The sequence below is a fragment of the Roseovarius sp. A46 genome (assembly GCF_004126395.1).
GTDB lineage: Bacteria > Pseudomonadota > Alphaproteobacteria > Rhodobacterales > Rhodobacteraceae > Roseovarius > Roseovarius nitratireducens.
Genome location: NZ_PVWS01000009.1, coordinates 31,787 through 48,160 on the forward strand (window position 1 = coordinate 31,787; position 16,374 = coordinate 48,160).

Here is a 16,374-nt window from a genome sequence, read left to right on the forward strand (position 1 = left end):
CGCTTCAATCGAGCCTGTCGGCAAGCCAGTTCTTGAGCAGGAAATGCGCCACCGCGCCCTCGCGGGCGGGCAACAGCTGCGGGTGCTCTCCGGCAAAGGCTGCCAGCATTTCCTCGCGGCTCATCCAGCGCGCGTCCGCGATCTCATAGGGGTCGATGGCAATCTCGCGGCTCAGGGCCTCTCCGCGACAGCCCAGCATCAGCGACGCCGGGAATGGCCACGGCTGGCTGGCAAGATAGTCCACCCGGCCCACGCGCACGCCCGCCTCCTCCCAGACTTCGCGGCGCACCGCGGCCTCGACCGTCTCGCCGGGCTCGATAAACCCCGCAAGCAGCGAATACATCCCCTCCGGCCAGCCGGGCGAACGCCCCATCAGCACGGCATTACCAAGGGTCACCAGCATGATCGCCACCGGGTCGGTGCGCGGAAAATGCTGCGCGCCGCAATCATCGCAAGCCCGCTGCCAGCCCGCCCGGATCATTCGGCTCTTCGCACCGCAACGGGCGCAATGGCGATGGCTTTCGTGCCAGCCAAAGATCGCCTTGGCGGTGGCCGCGATCTCGGCGTCGCGCGGCGAGAGCCGGGACATCACGCGGCGCAATTCGGCAAACACAGTGCCTTCGGGCAGGTCGGGATGCACCTGCTCCGTGGCGTCGAGAAAACTGTCGAGCTGTTCCGGATCGAGGCCCGGCGGCACCCATGCCGAGATGTCGAAGGCAAAGAGCGGCTCACCGCCGTCGTCGCGCCCAATCAGGATCGGCGGCACCTTGTAGCGCGCCAGCACCGGATGATCGCAGCGCAGCAGCGCCAACCCATCGCGCCCCTCGCCCGCCAGCAGCGGCTTGCCGCGCCACAGCACCGCAGCCTGCGCACGACCAGCCGCCAACGCCGCGTCGAGCGTGGCGCTGTCCCCGCGCAGATCATCCGCCCGATCAAACCCCGAGCCGCCGAATGTCACATCTTCCGCGCACCGCATCCCTGCCTCCTTCGCCCCGGCCCCTTACTGTCACCGGCAAGGGCCGGGGGGCAAGCCGGGAGATCACGCGTGCACACGAATCCGAGAAGATCAACCAATTCAATCTTTGCGGTATTGTGCCGCCATTTACACACCATAAGATAAAACAAGCATCATCCGTGCTACGCAGAGGCTCGGCACACCCGTTTATTCTTCCAACGAGACGTTCGCATTGTTCCAACCGCTCACAGCCCCCGACCCACAAATCCAGGGCCACCCCGAGACCACGCTGCGGATTCTCGCCACCTCGGACGTACACGGCCACCTCCTGCCATACGATTATTTCAATGGCAAAACGGATGCCGGACAAGGCCTCGCTCGGCTGGCGACACTCGTCCATCGGGCGCGGGCCGAGATGGGCGAGGACAATTGCCTGTTGCTCGACAACGGCGATTTCCTGCAAGGCACGGCACTCACCGACCTGACCGCCCGACCCGGACATGGCTGGCGCGGGCACCACCCCGTGGTCCGCGCCATGAACCACATGCACTATGACGCCGCGACGCTCGGCAATCACGAATTCAACTTCGGTATCGACTGGCTCGAAACCACCCTGACGCAGGCCCGGTTTCCGGTGATCTGCGCCAATGCCGTGCGCGCCCTCGGGGCCACGCCGCGGCACGACACCCCGTTCCTGCCACCCTTCACCATCCTGCACCGCACCCTGCAAGACCGCGACGGGATCGCGCGCAACCTGCGCATCGGGGTGATCGGCCTCACCCCGCCGCAGGCCACCACTTGGGATCACGGCCATCTCACGGGGCGGCTGGCGCTGCGCGACATGGTCGAGACCGCCCGCGCCTGGCTCCCCGCGATCCGGCGCGCCGGGGCCGACGTGGTGATCGCGCTCGCCCATACCGGGATCGACGCAGGGCCAGACCGGCCGATGATGGAGAACGCGGCGCGCGCGCTGGCGCGCCTGCCCGGCCTCGACGCGCTTATCGCCGGACACAGCCACCGCCGTTTTCCCGACCCCGGCCACCGGGAAACACCCGGCGCCGATATCGGGGCCGGCACGCTGCACGGCACGCCTTGCGTCAAACCCGGATTTGCCGCCTCGCATCTCGGGATGATCGACCTGCACCTCGCGCGCACCCGCAATGGCTGGCACGTCACCGGGCACCGCACCACACTGCACGCCGCCAGCACGGTCGCGCCCTGCCCTCAACTCGGGCGAAGCCTGGCGCGCGCCCATGCCCATACGCTGCGGTTGACTCGCCGCCCACTCGGTGAAATCCGCGCGCCGCTGCACAGTTATCTCGCGCTTGCGCGCGACGATCCCGGCCTCGCGCTTGTCAACGCCGCCCAGCGCGCCGCCCTCGTCGCCGCGCTCAAGGGCACCGCCCATGCCGGGTTACCGGTCCTGTCGGCCTCGGCTCCGTTCAAGACCGGCGGACGCGGCGGCCCGGGCCACTATACAGATATTCCCGCAGGCCCCTTGCGCCTGCGCCATCTCGCCGATCTCTACGGCTTTCCCAACACGCTTTGCGGCCTGTGTGTCACCGGGGCCATGCTGCGCGACTGGCTCGAACGCGCGGCGATCTGCTTCAACCGGATCGCGCCGGGGGTGGCAGATCAGCCGCTCCGGAATGCGAATGTCCCGGGCCATGTGTTCGACGTGATAGACGGGCTTGGCTACACCATAGACCTCGCGGCGCCGGCGCGCTACGACCTCTCGGGCACGCTCATCGCCCCCGACGCGCGACGCATCCGCGACCTGACCCATGACGGTCGCCCGGTGCGCGACGCGGATCGCTTCGTCATCGCCACCAATTCCTACCGCGCATGGGGCGGCGGCCCATTCGAGGCAATGGCCGGGCACGCGCTCGTTCACAGCGCCGAGCGTCCCATCCGCGAGATCCTCGCTGGCCATGTCGCCGCGACCGGCGTTGTCGCGCCCGCGCCACGGAAAACGTGGCGCTTCGCCCCCATGCCGCCCAATACCTCGGTCCTGTTCGTCACCGGCCCGGGGCTGCGCGCCTATCCTTCCGATATCGCCGCGCTCGGTGCCGAGGATATCGGAATGGATGACAGGGGTTTCCTGAACCTGCGCCTGCCGCTCGACAGCACGCACACCCTTGCGAATCCGCGCGCGCACGCCTATATCCGGGACCGAGAGGTTGGCGCGGGCAGGCACCTCGCCAACCCGGTCAGATCCGGAAGGAAGCAGCCGTAACGAGCCTCGCTTGGGTCGTTGTCAGCCTCTCACCCTTTTCCCTCAGCACCAGCCTTGGCCCAGGCCAACTGCGCCTCGGTCTCGACCGCGCAGGGCCTCACCGCGCGCAGCCGGGCCAAGGCCGCCCCCGGCGTCTCACCCGCCTCCACCATGAGCCGCAGCACCGCCATGCCCGAGCGCCCGCACCCGCCCCGGCAATGCACCAGCACCCGGCCGCCTCCGGCCAGCGCCGCCAACGCGTCGGCCCGCGCCCGCGCCCAATTTCCCGCCTGCGCCGCGTCCGGCACACCGAAATCCGCGACCGGCACGCCGATCCATCGCGCGCCCGATGCGTGTACATCGAACGCCAGTCCGCCCGCCCCCGCGGCAACCATCTCTGCTTCGGTCGTCAGCGAGATCACCAGCGCCGGGCGCCAGTCCCGCAGATGCGCCATATCGGCGCCATAGGCCCCGCCCACACCCGGCACCGGCGCCAGCGCCAGCGTGCCTCCGCCCACGTGCAAGGCATGGATGACAAAGCCACTCATGGCATACTCCCCCTCACCGGAGTTTCTGCAACCCACGGCAAAAAGCAAGGTGGACGCGTCCCCGGCCGGGCCTTACCCTGAGCCCGTCATCCGAATCCGGCAGGTGCCCCGCATGTCCCCAACCCCCGATACCGGCTACCAGGTCCTCGCGCGGAAATACCGCCCCGAGACCTTTGCCGATCTCGTCGGGCAGGACGCGATGGTGCGCACGCTGAAAAACGCGTTCCAGGCCGACCGCATCGCGCAGGCCTTCATCATGACCGGCATCCGCGGCACCGGCAAGACGACCACGGCGCGCATCATTGCCAAGGGGATGAACTGCATCGGCCTGGATGGCAACGGCAGCCCGACGACCGACCCTTGCGGGCAATGCGAGCATTGCGTGGCGATCATGGAGGGGCGCCATGTCGACGTGCTCGAGATGGACGCGGCCAGCCGTACCGGCGTGGGCGACATCCGCGACATCATCGAGAGCGTGCATTACCGCGCCGCCTCGGCCCGCTACAAGATCTACATCATCGACGAGGTGCACATGCTCAGCACCTCGGCCTTCAACGCGCTGCTCAAGACGCTCGAGGAGCCGCCAGCGCATGTGAAATTCATTTTCGCCACCACCGAGATACGCAAGGTGCCGGTCACCGTGCTGTCGCGCTGCCAGCGGTTCGATCTGCGCCGGATCGAGCCCGAGGCGATGATCGGCCTGTTGCACCGGATCGCCGACACCGAAGATGCACAGATCACCGACGAAGCGCTCGCCCTCATCACCCGCGCCGCAGAAGGCTCGGCCCGCGATGCCACCTCGCTGCTCGATCAGGCGATCAGCCACGGCGCCGGCGAAACGACCGCCGACCAGGTCCGCGCCATGCTGGGGCTGGCCGATCGGGGCCGGGTGCTCGACCTGTTCGACATGATCCTGCGCGGCGACGCGGCGGGCGCGCTGTCAGAGCTCAGCGCACAGTATGCCGAAGGGGCCGACCCGCTCGCCGTAATGCGCGACCTGTCAGAGATCACGCACTGGATTTCCGTGGTCAAGATCACACCGGACGCCGCCGACGACCCCACCATCGGCCCTGACGAGCGCGCCCGCGGGCAGGAGATGGCGGCAAAGCTGCCGATGCGCGTTCTCACCCGCATGTGGCAGATGCTCTTGAAGGCGCTCGACGAGGTGGCCGAGGCCCCGAACGCGATGATGGCGGCCGAGATGGCCGTAATCCGGCTCACCCACGTGGCCGACCTGCCCACGCCCGAGGATCTCGTACGCCGCCTGTCGGACGGCCCGACCCCGGCCCCGGGCGGTGGCGGCGGTGCACGCCCGCAGGCGCAGGGCCAGGGCGAACCAGCGCAGGGCACCCCGCTGCCCCACCCCACCCATGCCGCACCGCAAGGCCCGCGCGCGCACGGCGGCGGGCAGGTGACGGCCCGCGCGCCAGAGACGCAGGAGGCGCTTGCCGGATACCCCAGCTTCGAGCATGTGCTCGAGCTCATCCGCGCCCATCGCGACGCGAAGCTGCTGATCGAGGTCGAAGGCTGCCTGCGCCTCGCCGCCTATCGTCCAGGGCGGATCGAATTCACCCCCACCCCGGACGCACCCGCCGATCTCGCGCAGCGGCTTGGCAGCGCGCTGCAACGCTGGACCGGCGCACGATGGGCGGTGAGCCTCACGAATTCCGCCACCACCCCCACCCTGCGCGAGGCCCGCGAGGCAGAGGAGAACGCGCTCCGAGAGGAGGCGCGCGACCACCCGCTGGTCAAGGCGGTGTTCGCGGCCTTCCCCGGCGCGAGCATCACCGGCATCCGCACCGCCGAGGAAATCACCACCGAGGCCGGCGCAGAGGCGTTGCCCGAGGTCGAGGACGAATGGGATCCGTTCGAAGAGGATTGACCTGACTGCTTGTCCGTGGCCTTTCGCGCACCGATATGGTTCAAGACGACTTCTATTACTCCGGCCCGCCCGCACGCGGGCCCCGATCCAGAGGAGATCACATCATGTTCAAGGGTTTGGGCCAGATGGGCGATATGGCCAAGATGATGAAGGCCGCGCAGGAAATGCAGGAGAAGATGGCCGCGCTGCAGGAAGAGATGCACACCATCATGGCCGAGGGCGAAAGCGGCGCGGGCCTCGTCAAGGCGACATGCACGGCCAAGGGCGAGCTGAAATCCCTCGACATCGACCCCTCGATCTTCAACGCCGATGACAAGGAAGTGGTCGAGGACCTGATCCTCGCCGCGATCAAGGATGCGCAATCCAAGGCCAGCGAGCGCGCACAAGAGGAGATGGGCAAGATCACCGAGGGCATGGGCCTGCCCAAGGACATGAAGCTGCCGTTCTGACACGCGATCTTCATCTTTCCAGCAATACTCTCGCGCGACAGGCACCCGCCATCGAAACGGATCCGACGATTGAGCAGCACCCGAGACATAGACGCCCTCATCGACATGATGGCACGCCTGCCCGGCCTCGGGCCGCGCTCGGCGCGGCGCGCGGTGCTGCACATGATCCGCAAGCGCACACTGTTGCTCACCCCGCTGGCGGACCTCATGCAGACCGTCGCCGCCACTGCGCGTGAATGCGCACGCTGCGGCAATATCGGCACCACCGAGATTTGCGACATCTGTGCCTCGCCGAAACGCGCGAAAGGTCAGATCTGCGTGGTCGAGGACGTGGCCGACCTGTGGGCGATGGAACGCGGGCAGGCGTTTCGCGGGCGCTATCATGTGCTGGGCGGCACGCTCTCCGCGCTCGATCAGGTGGGGCCGGAAGCCCTGCGCATCCCGCAACTCGTGGCGCGCGTAGCCGAGGAGGAAGTGACCGAGGTGATTCTCGCGCTCAACGCCACCATGGATGGGCAAACCACCGCCCATTACATCGCCGATCAGCTTGACGGCACAGTGACGCTCACATCGCTCGCACAGGGTGTTCCCATCGGCGGCGAACTGGATTATCTCGACGACGGAACGATCGGCGCGGCGTTCGCGGCGCGCAAGTCGATCTAGACACCATCACCGCGGCATCCCCTGCCGCCTGCTATCCGATAGGCCGCCATGACCCCGCTGGCTCTCGCTACCAGTTATCTTCTGTTTCTCAATCTCGTGACCTTCGGACTGTTCTGGTGGGACAAGCAATGCGCCATTCACCGGCGCTGGCGCGTGCCCGAGAGCACGCTACTGACGCTGTGTCTCGTGGGCGGCGCGTTCGGGGCCAAGACCGGGCAGGGCGTGTTCCGCCACAAGACCCGCAAGGAGCCGTTCCGCACCTCGCTCAACGCCATCATCGTGCTGCATATCGGCATGGTGTCGGCGCTGGTCCTGCCGGATTTCCGGGCCTCGGTCGTGACCGTGCTGAGGGATGCCTCGAGCGCGCTATTCGGCTGAGCAGCGCCCACCCGCGCCGACCCTCAGGCGCGCTCGACCAGCACCGACCCCACCGAATAGCCCGCCCCGAACGAACAGATCAGCCCCTTGTCGCCAGGGTTGAGATCGTCGGAATACTGCGAGAACGCGATGATCGAGCCGGCCGAGGACGTGTTGGCGTAATCCTGCAGGATGTTGGGCTGCTCGGTCGGATCGGGTACGCGCCCCATCACCTTGCGACCGATGAAATCGTTCATCGTCTTGTTAGCCTGGTGCAGCCATAGCCGCCGCAGATCGCCCGACGCCACCCCCACCGCGTCGAGATGCTCCGCGATATGCCCTGAGACGAGCGGCAGCACCTCCTTGAAAACGCGGCGCCCCTCCTGAACGAAAAGCATGTCGCGCCGGTCCTCCATGTGGCCGGGCCGGGTGCGTCGCAGAAAGCCGTTATTGTTGCGGATGTTGTTGGAGAATTTCGTGGCGCAGCGGGTCGAGAGGATGCGGAAATGCGTAGCCCTCGCCTCTTCCGCCGCCTCGATCACCAGCGCCGTGCACACGTCGCCAAAGATGAAATGACAGTCCCGGTCACGCCATTCCAGATGCCCCGAACATATCTCGGGGCTGACCACCAGCGCGCGCCGCGCGCTGCCTGCGCGGATCATGTCCGCCGCCGCCTGGATGCCGAAGGTGGCCGAAGAACACGCCACGTTCATGTCGAAGGCAAAGCCGCCCGCGCCGAGCGTCTCCTGTATCTCGATGGCGATGGCCGGATAGGGCCGCTCGTGGTTCGACGCGGCACAGATCACCAGGTCGATTTCGCCCGCCTCGCGCCCCGCCTTCGCCAGCGCCGTCCCGCAAGCCTCCAGCGCGATCTCGGTCATGATCCCCGGCTCGTCATCGCTGCGCTCCCGCAGGATCGGGTGCATCACGTCCGGGTCGAGCACCCCTGCCTTGTCCATGACATGCCGACGCTCGATCCCCGAGGCATTGAGAATGAACTCGGGCGAAGACGGCGCCTTGGCCTCTACCTCCCCGGCTGCGATCGCATCGGCGTGGGCCGCATTGAACGCCTCGGCATGGGCATTGTAGGCCGCCACCAGTTCCTCGTTGCTGATGACCTGCGGCGGCGTGAACACGCCCGATCCCGTGATCGCGGGCTGCACCATGAACCTCTCCCCCAGGGTTTTCCGCCAGATCAACGCAGCCGCGCGCCAAGGTCAAGCGCGACGTCGCGCAAGACCACCCGGATTCACCTTTCCCGAAATACTCAATTCACCGGGTTGGGCGGGTCTTCTCCGGCAAAAAAGGCGCGCAGGTTCTCCACTGCCAGCAGCCCCATCGCCTCCCGCACCTCCAATGCGGCGGTGCCCAGATGCGGCAGCAGCGTCACGTTCTCCATCTTGCGCAGCACCTCGGGCACCTCGGGCTCGCGCTCGTAGACATCGAGCCCCGCGCCCGAAATGCGCCGCTCGCGCAGCGCGTCGATCAGCGCCGCCTCGTCAACCACGTCGCCGCGTGCGATGTTGATTAGATGCGCCGTGGGCTTCATCGCCGCCAGCACCTCCGGCCCGATGATTTTCCGCGTCTCGGCTCCACCCGGCACCGCGGCCACGAGGAAATCGGCTTCTGAGGCCAGCGCCTCGATACTCTCCACCTGCCGCGACGGGATATCCACCGCCTTGGCAGAGCGGTTGTAATAGAGCACCTCCATGCCGAAACCGTGATGGCAGCGCCGTGCAATGGCCTGCCCGATGCGCCCCATGCCAACGATCCCAACCGTCTTGCCGGTGACATGGGTGCCCAGCATCTGCGTCGGGTTCCAGCCGGTCCAGCGGCCCGCGCGCAGCATCCGCTCGCCCTCGCCCGCTCGGCGCGCGCTCATCAGGATCAGCATCATCGCGATATCGGCGGTGGCATCGGTCACGGCGCCCGGCGTGTTGGTGACGGCAATCCCCGCGGCGCGCGCGGCGGCCACGTCGATATGATTGTAGCCCACCCCGAAATTGGCAACAATCCGGCAGCGGCTTCCCTCCGCGTCCTCGAACACCTCCGCCGAGAACATGTCGCCCAACGTCGGCAGGATTCCGTCATAGAGCGCCAGCGCACCCCGCATCTGCCCGGGCTTGAGGGGCGTGTTTTCCTCGCGCATCTCAACATCGAAATGCGTCTCTGCCTCGGCCACCACCCGCGCGGGCATGGGACGTGTAATGAGAATCCGTTTCAATGCAGCCTCCCGCCTTCGGGCACGTCCTTGTCCGGCGCGATCAGCACTACTTCGCCCGCGGCATCGCTCAGCCCCAGCACCAACACCTCCGAGACAAACTTGCCGATCTGCCGCGGCGGGAAATTGACCACCGCCAGCACCTGCCGCCCGACGAGCGCGTCGGGCGTGTAATGCGCCGTGATCTGCGCGCTCGATTTCTTCTCGCCGATCTCCGCGCCGAAATCGACCCAGAGCTTGATCGCGGGCTTGCGCGCCTCCGGATAGGGCTCGGCACGGGTGACGCGGCCCACCCGGATATCAACCTTGAGAAAATCGTCGAAACTGATCTCAGCCATCACGTAGCTCACGCGAGCGGTCGGCAGCGGCGGCGACCGTGCGCGCCATCAGCGGCGGCAGGCCGGTGGCCTCGTCCATCAGCACTTCCAGCCCCGCTTGCGTGGTGCCATTGGGGCTTGTCACGTTCTTGCGCAGCTCTGCGGGCGTCTCGTCGGCGGCCTCGGCCAGCGCACCGGCACCTGCGACGGTGGCCTGTGCCAGTTGCATCGCCAGCGCAGGGGCCAGCCCCTGCGCCTCGCCCGCCCGCGCCATGCACTCGATCATGTGAAACACGTAGGCTGGTCCCGAGCCCGACAGCCCGGTGACCGCGTCCATCTGATCCTCGCTCTCCAGCCGCACCACCTGTCCCACCGCCCTGAGCAGCGTCTCGGTCGCGTCCAGATGCGCGGGCGTGGCGTGGGCGTTGCCGATGATCGCGGTAATCCCGCGCCCCACCGCAGCGGGGGTGTTGGGCATGGCGCGCACGATCGGCGTGGCCGCGCCCAGCATCTCCTCGCAGGTGGCAATGGTGGTGCCGGCGGCCACCGACACGAACAGCGTCGCGCCGTTGCCATAGCCCTTGAGCGTTGGCAGCGCCTCGGCCATCATCTGCGGCTTGACCGCGATCAGCACCACGCCCGGGTCGGGCGGCAATTCGGCGTTGACGTTCACACCCGCCGCGCCCAGCCACTCCGCCGGGTGCGGATCGACAACGTGCACCGCGCCCGCATCCAACCCGCCATCGAGCCAGCCCTTCAGCATCGCGCCGCCCATCTTGCCGCAGCCAAGAAGCACGAGGCCCCGCTCGCCGATCTCTTCCTTCGTCATGAACCCCTCCCGCGCCGTCTCGTTGCGGGCCGAGGTTTACGCGCGACCGTAGGCCTCTGCAATGGCGACCTGCATCGCGTCCTTCGGGCTGTTGTCGCCCCAGATCGCCAGTTGAAAGGCCGGATAATAGCGCTCGGCGCTCATCACCGCCGCGCCCAGCAGCGTGTCGATCTGCTCTGCCGTCGCCCCCGGCGCGCCCGCCATGACCAATCCATAGCGCCACACCATGAGTTTCTGCTCGTCCCACCAGGTGAATGCGCCCGACCAGCACTGATCGTTGACCAGATTGAGCATCTCGTAAAGCACCGGCAGGCGCTCTTCGGGGGGCTCCATCTCGAAGGTACAGACCATGCGCAGCGTCTCGTCATGGCCCGACCATGCGAGCGTGATGGAATAAGTGCGCCACTGCCCCTCGATCGCCATCGCGATTTGATCGTCACCGATGCGGTCGAATTCCCAGTCGTGATGTTCTGCTATGTGCTCGACAAGGTCGATGGGATGAAGATCCGCGCTCAGATCATGCTCGGAAAGTGCCATGGCGCCGCCTCATATGCTGTAGCGCGGGGGTGGCCTTGCACCCCAAACGCTAGGTGCCTGCTCTACGGGCGGAGGTGCATCCAACCGCCCATACAATATATGGTGCGGCCATATTCATGGGCTGTAAAGCAATTTGTTGGGGATATCCGCAATAAGTTGTTGAGGCAGGAGGGGTGGCCTCAAGATGCAGACCACCGCCGCCGCCCTTGCCCGACGCCCCGATAGGCCCTAAAGCGCGGGCCATGACCGACACAGCCGACGATATCCATCCACTCTTCCACGGCGCTCCCGCCAGCACCGAATTCCGCAAGCTGCGCAAGCGCATCGTGCGCGAGGTGCGCGAGGCGGTGGAGCAATACGGCATGGTCGAGAAGGGGGCTCGCTGGCTTGTCTGCCTCTCGGGCGGCAAGGACAGCTACACCCTGCTTGCCGTGCTGCACGAGCTGCAATGGCGGGGCCTGCTACCGGTCGACCTGCTCGCCTGCAATCTCGATCAGGGGCAGCCCGGATTTCCCGCCACGGTCCTGCCCGAGTTCCTCAAAGCACGCGGCGTGCCCCACCGGATCGAGTATCAGGACACCTATTCCATCGTCATGGACAAGGTGCCGCAAGGGCGCACCTATTGCGCGCTATGCTCCCGTCTGCGCAGGGGAAATCTATACCGCATCGCCCGCGAAGAGGGCTGCTCGGCGGTGGTGCTCGGCCATCACCGCGACGACATCCTCGAGACCTTCTTCATGAACCTCTTCCATGGCGGGCGGCTCGCCACCATGCCGCCCAAGCTCATCAACGAAGAGGGCGACCTGTTTCTCTACCGCCCCCTCGCCCACGTGGCCGAGGCCGATTGCGAGCGGTTCGCGCGGGCGATGGACTACCCGATCATTCCCTGCGACCTGTGTGGGTCGCAGGACGGGCTTCAGCGTCAGCAGGTCAAGCGCCTGCTCGACGAGTGGGAGGCCAACCATCCGGGTCGGCGGCAAAAGATGTTCCGCGCGCTGATGAATGCCCGCCCCTCGCACCTGCTCGACCCGGCGTTGTTCGATTTCGCCGGGCTGACCCGCGACCCCCTAAAATCCGAGACAAAAGAGCCGGCGGTGCCAACCCTCCGTTAACCGCGCGCGCCTAGGCTGCGCCCCTGTTGACGGAGATTGCCATGCACCAGGCTCGATACGCCCTGCGAAGCGCGCTGGCCGCCATGCGCGGGCCGCAAATCGCGATCCTCGCGCTGGCGCTGGGGCTGGCCTTCGTGTGGTTCGGCCCCGCCGCGCTGGCGCTCGGCCTGCCCTTCGCCCTGGTGCTGTTCCCGCGCAAGACCGCCACCCACGGCAGCGGGCGGCGCCGTCGTGTCACGCCCGGTCAGATGGCGGAAATGGCTGCGGCCCTCGATCGCCGCCTGCGCACCACCCGGCGCGCGCACCACCCGGTGCTGTGCGTCACGCTCGAGATTGCGGGCTTCGACGGGGTACGGGACACGTTGGGTGAACGGCTGGTAACCACCTGCCTCGACCACCTCTCCCATCGACTTCGGCGCGAGGATGCACTGTTCGACCTGGGCTGCGGGCAGTTCGGCGTGATCCCCGGCGGCGCGCGGGGGATGGACACCGCAGCGGCCCAACGCCTCGCCGCCCGGCTTCAGGCTCATGCCGCGGCGTGCCTGTCCGGCTTCCAACGGGACGAGGGGCTCGCCGTCGCGTCCGGCTTCTGCCTGGAGCCACAGCCGGGCACACGCAGCGGGCGGGCGATGATCGCCGATAGCCTCGCCGCCATCCGTCCATGAAGGCGGCTGAACGCTGGTACGAGGGACGGGCGCGTGGGGCCGCTCACGCGTGCGGCGCCGCTACCGCCGCATATCCCGACCGATACCGCCCGGGTCACCACCCGATCCCGGAATCCGCTTGACCTTTGGGGCCTCACTCTGTTGAACGCCCCAAGGCAAATAAATGACGGACGGGTCCCGGCGATGGACGATCAGAACAAGAATCTCATTTTCGCGACGGCGCTCAGCTTTCTCGTGATCCTCGTCTGGTTCGTGATGTTCCCGCCGCCGGAGCCCGCGCCCACCGATCCCAACGCCCCCACCGCCGAGTCGCAAGCCGAGGATCCGCTCGCCCCCACGCCGAGCGCCGATCCCGCCGCCAACAATGACGCAACAGCCGCGACTGGGACCGGTGCCGCCGCGGAGGCCGCCGCCGATGTGCCGCGCGTCGCCATCGACACACCGAGCCTCGTCGGCTCGATCTCGCTAAAGGGCGGGCGCATCGACGAGTTGTCGCTCAAGGACTACCGCGAGACGATCGACCCCGAATCCCCGGTCGTCCGCCTGCTCACGCCGCTGGGCAGCGACACGCCCTATTACGCGCTGCACGGATGGGCCCCTGGCGCCGGACTGGCGCCAGATCAGGTGCCCGGGCCGAACACGCTCTGGCAGGTCGAGAGCGGCGGCACGCTCAGCCCCGGCGCGCCGCTCTCCCTGTCGTGGGACAATGGCGCGGGCCTCACCTTCCGCCGCGAGATATCCGTGGACGAGGACTACATGTTCTCCGTGCGCCAAACGGTCGAGAACCGGGGCAACAACGAGGTCAGCCTCGCCCCCTATGGTATCATCGCCCGCCACGGCCAGCCCGCCGACATGAAGAATTTCTTCATCCTGCACGAAGGCCTTATCGGCATGGCCGACGGCACGCTGTCCGAGATCGACTACGACGATGTCGAGGAATATCCCTTGAACCCCCGCGAGGGCGCGCCCGCCGAGGTCACGCAGGTCACCGAAGGCGGCTGGCTGGGATTCACCGATCATTACTGGATGACCACGCTCATCCCCGCGCCCGGCACGCCTTTCAAGGCCGTCACCAAGTACGATCCGCAGCGCGGCATCTACCAGACCGAAACCGTGCAGCAGACCCGGAGCCTCGCCCCCGGCGAGACGGTCACCGCCGACAGCCGCCTTTTCGCGGGGGCAAAGGAATGGGCCACCATCCGCCGCTACCAGGACGAGGACGGCGTCAACGGCTTTCTCGACTCGATCGACTGGGGCTGGTTCTTCTTCCTGACCAAGCCGATCTTCGCGGCGCTGCACTGGTTCAACCTGATGATCGGCAACATGGGCTGGGCGATCATCGCGCTCACCCTCGCGATCAAGGCGTTGGTGCTGCCGCTGGCCTACAAATCCTACGTCTCTATGGCCAAGATGAAGGAACTCCAGCCCGAGATGGAGAAGATCAAGGAGATCGCTGGCGACGACCGCCAGAAGCTCCAGCAGGAGATGATGGCGCTCTACAAGAAGGAAAAGGTCAACCCGGCGGCGGGCTGCCTGCCCATCCTGCTACAGATCCCGATCTTCTTCTCGCTCTACAAGGTGATCTTCGTCACGCTTGAATTGCGTCACGCGCCGTGGATCGGATGGATCCGCGATCTCTCCGCGCCCGATCCCTCGTCGCTCTACAATCTCTGGGGCCTGCTGCCCTGGGCCGCGCCCGAGTCCGGCTCGGTTCTCGCGCTCATCTTCATTGGTATCCTCCCGCTCTGCCTCGGCGTGTCGATGTGGCTGCAACAGAAGCTGAACCCGACCCCGACCGATCCCACGCAAAAGATGATCTTTGCCTGGATGCCCTGGGTGTTCATGTTCATGCTGGGCAGCTTCGCCTCGGGCCTGGTGATCTACTGGATCGCCAACAACATGATCACCTTCACCCAGCAATACGCGATCATGCGCAGCCACGGGCACAAGCCCGACGTGTTCGGCAATATCAAAGCGAGCTTCAGGCGCGCCAACAAGCCCGCCCCGGATACGGGCAAGAAGAAGTGATGGCGCGGGTCAGTGCCCTCTGGCGCCACCCGGTCAAGGGGCACGGGCGCGAGGCGCTGCGCCGCGTGACGCTGAGCCGCGGGCAGGCGATGCCGTGGGATCGGCGCTGGGCCGTCGCGCACGAGCTGGCGCGCCTCACCGAAGGCGAATGGGCACCCTGCACGAATTTCTCCATCGGGGCCAAGGCGCCCGCATTGATGGCGATCGACGCGCAGGTGGACGAGGCGGCAGGCCGCGTGACCCTCACCCACCCTGACCGCCCCGACCTGACCTTCGATCCCGACCGCGACGCACAGGCGTTTCTCGACTGGGTCGCACCACTCATGCCTTCGAGCCGCGCGCGCTCGGTGCGGCTCTTCCGGCTCGACGGGCGCGGGCTGACGGATACGGATTACCCCTCGGTGAGCCTCTTGAACCTTGCCTCCAATGCCGATCTGGCCGCGCAGATGGGCGCCGAGGTGTCGCCGCTGCGGTGGCGCTGCAACATCCATGTCGATGGCATGGAGCCGTGGGCAGAATTCGATCTCGTCGACCGGACGCTGCGCATCGGCGAGGCGGAGTTGCGCGTGCGCGAGCCGATCCGGCGCTGCATGGCGACCACGGCCAATCCCGGGACCGGGGCGCGCGATCTCGACACGCTCGGGGCGCTCAACAGCACGCGCGGAGCGCAGGATTTCGGTATCTATACCGAGGTGACCCGCAGCGGCACGCTTGCCGTGGGTGACCGGATCGAGGTGCTGTGATGCAACGCCTGCCCTTCCCGGAGGCCGAGCAGCCCGACACCGAGCACGCCGAGGCCGGGCGCAAGCTCTTCGCCGGGGAGGTGGATTTCCTCAAGGGCGTGGTGGCCATGTCCGGCCTGCCACCCGCCGACCGCGCCGAAGTCTGCTTCGCGGGCCGCTCCAATGTGGGCAAGTCCTCGCTCATCAACGCGCTCACCGGGCGCAAGGCACTGGCGCGCGCCTCCAACACGCCCGGGCGCACGCAGGAGATCAATTACTTCACCCTCGGCGACAGCCACTACCTCGTCGACCTGCCCGGCTATGGCTACGCCAATGCGCCGCTCGACGTGGTGCGCAAATGGCAAGCGCTGCTAAAGACATACCTCTCGGGCCGCGCCAGCCTGCGTCGCGCCTTCGTGCTGGTCGATGCCCGCCACGGGGTCAAGCCGGTGGACGAAGAGATCATGACCTTGCTCGACCGCGCCGCGGTGCCCTTCCAGTGCGTGCTGACCAAGACCGACAAGATCGCCGCAGGCACCCGGGAAAAGGTGCTCGCGCAGGTCCGCGAGCGCCTCGCCCCGCACCCGGCGGCCTACCCCGAGCTGATCCTCACGTCCTCGGAAAAGGGCGAGGGGCTCGCCACCCTGCGCGCCACCATCGCGGCGCTGGGACAGGAGGGGTGAGGGGGCTGTTCTGGCCTTGAGCGGTCGTTGCCGTGAGCCGCGCCATCGACAGGCCGCGGGCTGGCGATCCGACGGTTTTTCAGGGCGCTTTATGCCTGCCGAATCCGAAAAACCTGTAATCGGTGCGCGAGCTTAGACAAATCGCCAGTCCGGGGGGCGGCCTGGCGATGACGCGGCGGGCTTCGCCCTCG

18 protein-coding genes and 1 other RNA gene are annotated in these 16,374 nt (G+C 67.1%); 10 read left to right on the top strand and 9 right to left on the bottom strand.

Going from position 1 to position 16,374, the window contains the following annotated elements; genetic code table 11:
• Positions 1-4: 4 nt before the first annotated feature.
• Genes nudC through C6W92_RS17950 form a run of 3 tightly spaced genes read right to left on the bottom strand, consistent with a single transcriptional unit; the run spans position 5 to position 3,113 of the window.
• Positions 5-976: an NAD(+) diphosphatase gene (gene nudC / locus C6W92_RS06735; protein ID WP_129432243.1), complete on the bottom strand. Its 972-nt coding sequence runs from the start codon at positions 974-976 to the stop codon at positions 5-7.
• Positions 933-2,363 (bottom strand): hypothetical protein, encoded by a 1,431-nt coding sequence (locus tag C6W92_RS17945; protein ID WP_241691091.1) that lies wholly within the window; start codon positions 2,361-2,363, stop codon positions 933-935. Before C6W92_RS17945 ends, nudC begins: the two co-directional genes overlap by 44 nt.
• A gap of 6 nt (positions 2,364-2,369) precedes the next feature.
• Positions 2,370-3,113, bottom strand: a complete 744-nt coding sequence (locus C6W92_RS17950; RefSeq protein WP_241691092.1) for a hypothetical protein — start codon at positions 3,111-3,113, stop codon at positions 2,370-2,372.
• A 15-nt stretch (positions 3,114-3,128) separates the two neighbouring features.
• Between C6W92_RS17950 and ffs the strand changes: the two genes are divergently transcribed.
• Positions 3,129-3,226, top strand: an RNA gene (gene ffs / locus C6W92_RS06745) — signal recognition particle sRNA small type.
• Here ffs and C6W92_RS06750 read toward each other — a convergent pair.
• Positions 3,221-3,718 carry a dual specificity protein phosphatase family protein gene (locus C6W92_RS06750; RefSeq protein ID WP_129432244.1) on the bottom strand — a complete coding sequence of 166 codons (498 nt, stop codon included), beginning with the start codon at positions 3,716-3,718 and terminating at the stop codon, positions 3,221-3,223. The two genes, ffs and C6W92_RS06750, sit on opposite strands and share 6 nt — an antisense overlap.
• A 112-nt stretch (positions 3,719-3,830) precedes the next feature.
• On the opposite strand from C6W92_RS06750, the gene C6W92_RS06755 reads away from it, so the two are divergent.
• The 4 genes from C6W92_RS06755 (at position 3,831) to C6W92_RS06770 (ending at position 7,090) form a co-directional block, all read left to right on the top strand.
• Positions 3,831-5,600 carry a DNA polymerase III subunit gamma/tau gene (locus tag C6W92_RS06755; RefSeq protein WP_129432245.1) on the top strand — a complete coding sequence of 590 codons (1,770 nt, stop codon included), beginning with the start codon at positions 3,831-3,833 and terminating at the stop codon, positions 5,598-5,600.
• 104 nt (positions 5,601-5,704) lie between these two features.
• On the top strand, positions 5,705-6,049 hold the full coding sequence (locus tag C6W92_RS06760) for a YbaB/EbfC family nucleoid-associated protein (RefSeq protein ID WP_129432246.1): 345 nt from the start codon (positions 5,705-5,707) through the stop codon (positions 6,047-6,049).
• A 69-nt stretch (positions 6,050-6,118) separates the two neighbouring features.
• Positions 6,119-6,712, top strand: coding sequence for a recombination mediator RecR (recR, locus tag C6W92_RS06765; protein WP_129432247.1), 594 nt, complete (start codon positions 6,119-6,121; stop codon positions 6,710-6,712).
• A 48-nt stretch (positions 6,713-6,760) separates the two neighbouring features.
• Complete coding sequence (locus tag C6W92_RS06770; RefSeq protein WP_129432248.1) at positions 6,761-7,090, top strand: DUF1294 domain-containing protein; 330 nt, start codon at positions 6,761-6,763, stop codon at positions 7,088-7,090.
• Positions 7,091-7,113: 23 nt separating this feature from the next.
• On the opposite strand, the gene C6W92_RS06775 is transcribed toward C6W92_RS06770, so the two are convergent.
• The 5 genes from C6W92_RS06775 to C6W92_RS06795 form a co-directional block, all read right to left on the bottom strand.
• Entirely contained in the window at positions 7,114-8,235 is a 1,122-nt protein-coding gene (locus tag C6W92_RS06775) for a beta-ketoacyl-ACP synthase III (protein ID WP_129432249.1), read from the bottom strand.
• 101 nt (positions 8,236-8,336) lie between these two features.
• Positions 8,337-9,293 carry a D-glycerate dehydrogenase gene (locus C6W92_RS06780; RefSeq protein ID WP_129432250.1) on the bottom strand — a complete coding sequence of 319 codons (957 nt, stop codon included), beginning with the start codon at positions 9,291-9,293 and terminating at the stop codon, positions 8,337-8,339.
• Positions 9,290-9,628, bottom strand: a complete 339-nt coding sequence (locus C6W92_RS06785; protein WP_129432312.1) for a tRNA-binding protein — start codon at positions 9,626-9,628, stop codon at positions 9,290-9,292. Before C6W92_RS06785 ends, C6W92_RS06780 begins: the two co-directional genes overlap by 4 nt.
• Entirely contained in the window at positions 9,621-10,436 is an 816-nt protein-coding gene (gene proC, locus C6W92_RS06790; RefSeq protein WP_129432251.1) for a pyrroline-5-carboxylate reductase, read from the bottom strand. The genes C6W92_RS06785 and proC overlap by 8 nt, the downstream gene beginning before the upstream one ends.
• Before the next feature lie 36 nt (positions 10,437-10,472).
• The gene (locus C6W92_RS06795) at positions 10,473-10,973 is read right to left on the bottom strand and encodes a YbjN domain-containing protein (protein WP_129432252.1); all 501 of its coding nucleotides are present in this window, start codon (positions 10,971-10,973) and stop codon (positions 10,473-10,475) included.
• A gap of 242 nt (positions 10,974-11,215) precedes the next feature.
• On the opposite strand from C6W92_RS06795, the gene ttcA reads away from it, so the two are divergent.
• The 5 genes from ttcA (at position 11,216) to yihA (ending at position 16,183) form a co-directional block, all read left to right on the top strand.
• The gene (gene ttcA, locus C6W92_RS06800; RefSeq protein ID WP_129432253.1) at positions 11,216-12,085 is read left to right on the top strand and encodes a tRNA 2-thiocytidine(32) synthetase TtcA; all 870 of its coding nucleotides are present in this window, start codon (positions 11,216-11,218) and stop codon (positions 12,083-12,085) included.
• 41 nt (positions 12,086-12,126) lie between these two features.
• Entirely contained in the window at positions 12,127-12,750 is a 624-nt protein-coding gene (locus C6W92_RS06805) for a diguanylate cyclase (protein WP_129432254.1), read from the top strand.
• Between the two features lie 183 nt (positions 12,751-12,933).
• Positions 12,934-14,778, top strand: coding sequence for a membrane protein insertase YidC (yidC, locus tag C6W92_RS06810; RefSeq protein ID WP_129432255.1), 1,845 nt, complete (start codon positions 12,934-12,936; stop codon positions 14,776-14,778).
• The gene (locus C6W92_RS06815) at positions 14,778-15,521 is read left to right on the top strand and encodes an MOSC N-terminal beta barrel domain-containing protein (RefSeq protein ID WP_129432256.1); all 744 of its coding nucleotides are present in this window, start codon (positions 14,778-14,780) and stop codon (positions 15,519-15,521) included. The genes yidC and C6W92_RS06815 overlap by 1 nt, the downstream gene beginning before the upstream one ends.
• Positions 15,521-16,183: a ribosome biogenesis GTP-binding protein YihA/YsxC gene (gene yihA, locus C6W92_RS06820; protein ID WP_129432257.1), complete on the top strand. Its 663-nt coding sequence runs from the start codon at positions 15,521-15,523 to the stop codon at positions 16,181-16,183. The genes C6W92_RS06815 and yihA overlap by 1 nt, the downstream gene beginning before the upstream one ends.
• Positions 16,184-16,374 lie beyond the last annotated feature (191 nt).